The following is a 4,946-nucleotide window of genomic DNA, read 5'->3' as shown; positions in this document are numbered from 1 at the left end:
ACCGTTTGGCCAGTAAGGGATCCGCATTGATATAGGGCAACACTGCAAACCCCTCTTTTACTAACTGCTCTGCTGCTGCTAATGTCCCGATTGGGTCTGGCAGCAAATACTTAGCATCCGGAATAACTTCTAGCTTGACAAAGTTATTGTCTTCCTGTCCTAGGAGTTTCGCCATTTCCCGCCCTAGGCGTGCCACCCGCACTGCATCCTCTGCTGTCTGGCAACCAGCCGTGTTAGGCAACATCCAGAGGCTTGACCAGTCTAGAGCTTCTGCTAGACCTTCATGTCCTAGGGCGTTTGTTTGGACTCGGCGCACTGCTACAGTAACGATTTCACAGTGGCTAGCGATGATGCTCTGGCGCATTTCATCATGGTTCCGATATTTACCAGTACCCGTCATCAGCCGGGAGCGAAATGTGCGTCCAGCAATTACGAGGGGACGATCGCCCTGGGTCTCTGGTAGTGCTTGTTCAACTTTGTTTAAGGTTTGCATAGTCCCTGTTAATTCCTTTGGGCTATTCAGTATCTCACCTTCAGGCTACCAACTGCTCAACAGTGGAATAATCCTCGTCAAGGGAATTTCAGGATAATTACAGAATTCAAAAGGCAGAGTTAGAACAGTCATCGTCGTCATCAAGCTGCACATCCCACCCCTCTGAGAGCACTTCAGCAACAACAGCTTCCAGGGTTGCGGCATTCAAGTCACGGGTTGCTTGATCTCGCAGTGGGTTACAGAGGGGAATAAGTTGCAATCGCCGAGATTCTTGAATCAGCTCAAAACAGGGTTGGTGGTCAGTCGAGTAACCTAACTGCAAATAATCAAAACTACACAGATTAATATACAGACTGTGGTTAGCAATCAGCGTTGACCGTTGAGGATCAGCAAATACTTCTAGGACGCATCCTTCGTCTTCACTAGCAAGCTGCCCGTCACACCAGTAAGCGTAGCGAACGTGACTAAGATCTGTGAGCAGACGCTGCATATCTTGACGATTAACAACAATCCCTTGGTCAACAACACAGGGAGCAATCGATCGCGCATCGTAGGAAAAGGAGTGATGGTTCACGATGTTAAGCCTTCTGCTGGAGTAAACAGTGGACAATAACCATGCCCATTACAACAGTAACCTACGAAACAAGTTCAACTCAAGAATTTTTTTGGGACTCTGTCCGTAACATTAAGGAGTCTTACAAGTACGTACAGTTTTGTAACTTCATCAAAACTTCACAAATATTGAACATTTTTTTGCGCTATTTTTAGGATTCTTCCCTGTTTTTTCGTAGATTTCCTGTCCTGTCAGTCTTAGGATAGTAGATATTTTGTAACTATCTACAGGCTGGTTTGCAGTGTCTGTTCTACCAAGCGATCGCTCTAACTTTAGGAACTCTTCACGGTCTCAGTGGCCCTATGGCTCTGGCGAGAGTGATAACTGGGAATCCAGGATTGACTCTGAGCAAATGTTTCAGCTCATTGATACGCTGCTTCCCTTTGAAGCGTGCCTGTATCACCAAGTTCTGCCTCTGTCTATTGAAAAAACCAATCTCCACTTGGGGATGGTGAGTCCTGATGATGATATTGCCTTGGAGTACGTTCGTCGCATTTTGGCCTACGTTAACTACTCGCTTGTTGCCCATCGTTTGCCCAATGATGTTCATCAGAACATGTTGTCGGCCTATCTCAACTATGTAGGACAGCGAGGTAATCAAAAGCCTCCGAGGGTTAAGCCTACTCGCCCAGCACGCAAAGTAATTGAGCCAGAGTTACACGCTCAGACAAACCCTAAGCAACAAGCAGGTAGTGAAGCTTTCCATTCCCAGCCCTATACAGCTCAGTCCCACGAGTCGCCCAGTTCCCCTAGTTCTACCAAGTCGAGTGCTGAGTCTGTGCAGCCTGTTGCTGCAACAGCATATTCTGCTCAACCAAAGCGTGCCTCCTTCTATCAAGATGATCAAGCAACGCTGATTACTGATATTCAGGATGAGTTGCCTACAGATGAGTTGCCTGCTCATACTGATACCGCAAACCGTCAATTAGACCAGTCAGTGTCAGCACCGACGGTGCAGCCTCCTTTGTCAGCTACTACAGAGGTAAGGTCATCATCGTCAGAACTTGTAATGCCTGATCTACCGCCAGCGCCGCCACCGCACATTGTGTTACCTCCAGTGTTGGAGTTAAGGCCTAAGTATATAGCTACCCCGATCGCAAACCTATCAAAGTTACCGCCTACTGATTTGTTGCCTGAATTATTGGCACGAGTTTTAGCGGAGGGCATTGGGCGTTTGTTTTTTGAGCAGCAACCGACTTCAGGGCGCATTCTCTGGAGTCAGAATGGTGTGCTGCAAGCAACTTTAGAGGAGCTATTACCTGCCCAAATGCAAGCGATCATAACTGAACTCAAAAAATTGAGTGGACTGCCTCCAGAGCCAATTCATACAGCCCAACAGGTAGAAATTGAGCGCATTTATCAGAATGCTCGTATACTCCTGCGGTTTCGCTTTATGCCAGGAACCTACGGTGAAGAAGCAACGTTGCAAGTTTTACGAGGAGCTGCTCTCAAGTTTCGTCAACAACAGAATTCGATGGAACGTGATGTTCTAGGCTTTGTGGATCAGTTGCAACGCAAGGTAGATGAGCTAGTTGAGCATGTGACAACGAATTCATCAGCAATATCCCATGAAACAGTAGCTAAGCTTAGGGCGGTGATTTTAAGCTTGAGCGAAAAGCTGAGTCAGCTAGAAGCCTCAGAACGCAGCTAGTCTGGGAAGCAGTGGCTAGTATGGGCATGATTGAGCTATACCTGATTCGCCATGGAATTGCTGCTGAACGCGGAACCTATGCTAACGATGCCGATCGTCCCCTCACGACTACAGGTATCAAACGCACTCAACAGGTTGCCCAACGGTTAGTTGAGCTATTAGGTCGATTCGATTATCTATTAACTAGTCCTTTAGTGCGAGCACAGCAAACAGCAGATATTTTGCGTCGCCAAGGATTATGTGACCGGGTAGAGCAGGTAGATTGGCTATCACCAGATGGCGCTTTTGACCAAGGGTTAGCGTGGCTAGCAGCGTGGCTAGAAACCACCCAAACGCCTGATGCAGATAGTCCTCAACGCATTGCCTTTGTAGGGCATCAACCAGATTTAGGCTATTGGGCAGAGCGCTTAGTATGGGGACAGACTAAGGGAGCGATCGTCCTCAAAAAGGCAGGGATTGTTGGTATTCTCTTGCCAGACCTAACTCAAAAACCGATCCGTCAGCTCTCTGGTAATGGCCAGTTAATTTGGCTAACCTCACCTAAACTATTGCTCTAACTGCCTTGTAACTATCTACAGACAGCGGCTGGCGATTGTCTCTGGCAGCATGGCAGACAAGATAACATGCCCAGAGTCGGCAATAATCACAGCACGAGTACGACGACCATAGGTGGCATCTACTACTTGGCCTCGCTCTTTGGCATCAGCAACAATGCGTTTAATTGGGGCAGAATCTGGGCTGACGATCGCAATAACACGATTTGCAGCCACAATGTTGCCAAATCCAATGTTGATTAGCTTAAGAGTCATGCATTAGGCAGGATGGAAAAAGAAAGCAAAACCTAACACAACATAGGCAGCTAGCAACAAGGTTCCTTCTAGCCAATTAGAGCGACCATCGAAACTAATAGAGTTAGCAATTAGCACAGCAACAGCAACAGCAACTAGCTCGAAGGGGTTGAAGTTTAGGTCCATAGGCTTGCCCATAATCCAACCAGCTACTACTAAAACGGGTGCCACAAACAGGGCAATTTGTAAGCTAGAGCCAACAGCAACTGAAACCGACAGATCCATTTTGTTTTTCATGGCAACAGTAACAGCGGTGGCGTGTTCAGCCGCATTACCGATAATAGGCAGCAGGATCACCCCAGTGAACAAAGGTGTGAGACCCAAGCTAGTGGTTGCAACTTCAAGGGAATCAACCAGGAACTCAGATTCAATGGCCACCAGCACAGTTGTCACTAACAACGCCGCTACCCACAACCATAAGTTAGGCTTTTGATTGGGATGACGGTTCTCCCCTAGGTCTACTTCACCGACATCACAAAGGTAGGCATGGGTCTTCATGGAAAAGAGTAAGGTTAGGGCATAGACGATAATCAGTACGATCGCAGTGGCTAGCGATAGGTTGCGGATATTGTTGGCGGCTACACCAGTAGACGTGGCGTTGACTGCGGTAGGTAGTAGGATAGCGATTACGGCTAGATTCATAGACGAGGCATTGACCCGCGCTACGATCGGCTGAAACTCTTGCTCTTTATATCGCAGACCCCCCAACAGCATCGATAGCCCCATTACCAGCAGTAGGTTACCAATAATGGATCCAGTTAAACTGGCTTTGACGACTTCGGTTAAGCCAGCATTCAGGGCAACTAGGGCAATGATCAATTCGGTTGCATTCCCAAAGGTAGCATTCAATAGTCCGCCCCAAGATGGCCCTAAGACAACAGCAATTTCTTCAGTGGCAGTGCCCATCCAACCTGCAAGAGGCACAATCGCAGCACAGGCTGTCAAAAACACAACGATAGGTGACCACTCTAGGAAATGGGCTGTAATTGAAATTGGGACAAAAATGAGAAGGACTGTAACGATGAAATTCTTTGCGGTCATTAACAAAGCTCCAGCAGGGGATGGCGGGGATCAAAACAGTGAATAGGTTTCGCCACTGGCGGGGCATAGAGGCCCTCAATTCATTACAAAGATTTAAGCACTAAATATCTGTGTTGGCGATCGCACGCTGTAATAATAGGCTAACGTATACGCAATTTCCACTAAATTCTGGCCGCTAGTTTTGTCTGTGTTGTTGCTATCGGCAAGGCTGACGACTGTCATCAAATGTAGGAACAGATAAATGTAGGAACAGATTATTAGGTCTGTCAGTTGTTGCCAAGTTTGCATGTTCTATCGATT

Annotated in this window: 7 protein-coding genes; 2 read left to right on the top strand and 5 right to left on the bottom strand. The window is 47.3% G+C overall.

The window, feature by feature from the left end:
• Nucleotides 1-493: thiazole synthase (locus NZ772_13735; GenBank protein MCS6814610.1), on the bottom strand; the 493-nt coding region annotated here is incomplete at its 3' end.
• A gap of 106 nt (nucleotides 494-599) precedes the next feature.
• On the bottom strand, nucleotides 600-1,067 hold the full coding sequence (locus tag NZ772_13730; GenBank protein MCS6814609.1) for a hypothetical protein: 468 nt from the start codon (nucleotides 1,065-1,067) through the stop codon (nucleotides 600-602).
• A gap of 280 nt (nucleotides 1,068-1,347) precedes the next feature.
• Between NZ772_13730 and NZ772_13725 the strand changes: the two genes are divergently transcribed.
• Together NZ772_13725 and sixA are read left to right on the top strand one after the other, a co-directional pair.
• A complete protein-coding gene (locus tag NZ772_13725; GenBank protein ID MCS6814608.1) occupies nucleotides 1,348-2,757 on the top strand; it encodes a hypothetical protein in 1,410 nt (469 codons plus the stop codon).
• 29 nt (nucleotides 2,758-2,786) lie between these two features.
• On the top strand, nucleotides 2,787-3,314 hold the full coding sequence (gene sixA / locus NZ772_13720; protein MCS6814607.1) for a phosphohistidine phosphatase SixA: 528 nt from the start codon (nucleotides 2,787-2,789) through the stop codon (nucleotides 3,312-3,314).
• A 15-nt stretch (nucleotides 3,315-3,329) separates the two neighbouring features.
• Here the strand turns inward: sixA and NZ772_13715 are convergent, their stop codons facing one another.
• The 3 genes from NZ772_13715 to NZ772_13705 form a co-directional block, all read right to left on the bottom strand.
• Nucleotides 3,330-3,566: a DUF370 domain-containing protein gene (locus tag NZ772_13715; protein MCS6814606.1), complete on the bottom strand. Its 237-nt coding sequence runs from the start codon at nucleotides 3,564-3,566 to the stop codon at nucleotides 3,330-3,332.
• A gap of 3 nt (nucleotides 3,567-3,569) precedes the next feature.
• Nucleotides 3,570-4,646: a calcium/proton exchanger gene (gene cax, locus NZ772_13710; GenBank protein MCS6814605.1), complete on the bottom strand. Its 1,077-nt coding sequence runs from the start codon at nucleotides 4,644-4,646 to the stop codon at nucleotides 3,570-3,572.
• A 93-nt stretch (nucleotides 4,647-4,739) separates the two neighbouring features.
• Nucleotides 4,740-4,934, bottom strand: a complete 195-nt coding sequence (locus NZ772_13705) for a hypothetical protein (protein ID MCS6814604.1) — start codon at nucleotides 4,932-4,934, stop codon at nucleotides 4,740-4,742.
• Nucleotides 4,935-4,946: the final 12 nt, after the last annotated feature.

Source organism: Cyanobacteriota bacterium, assembly GCA_025054735.1.
In the GTDB taxonomy this organism is placed as follows: domain Bacteria; phylum Cyanobacteriota; class Cyanobacteriia; order SKYG9; family SKYG9; genus SKYG9.
The sequence above is the reverse complement of the archived record's forward strand: the minus strand, read 5'-3'. Positions and strand labels throughout refer to the sequence as shown.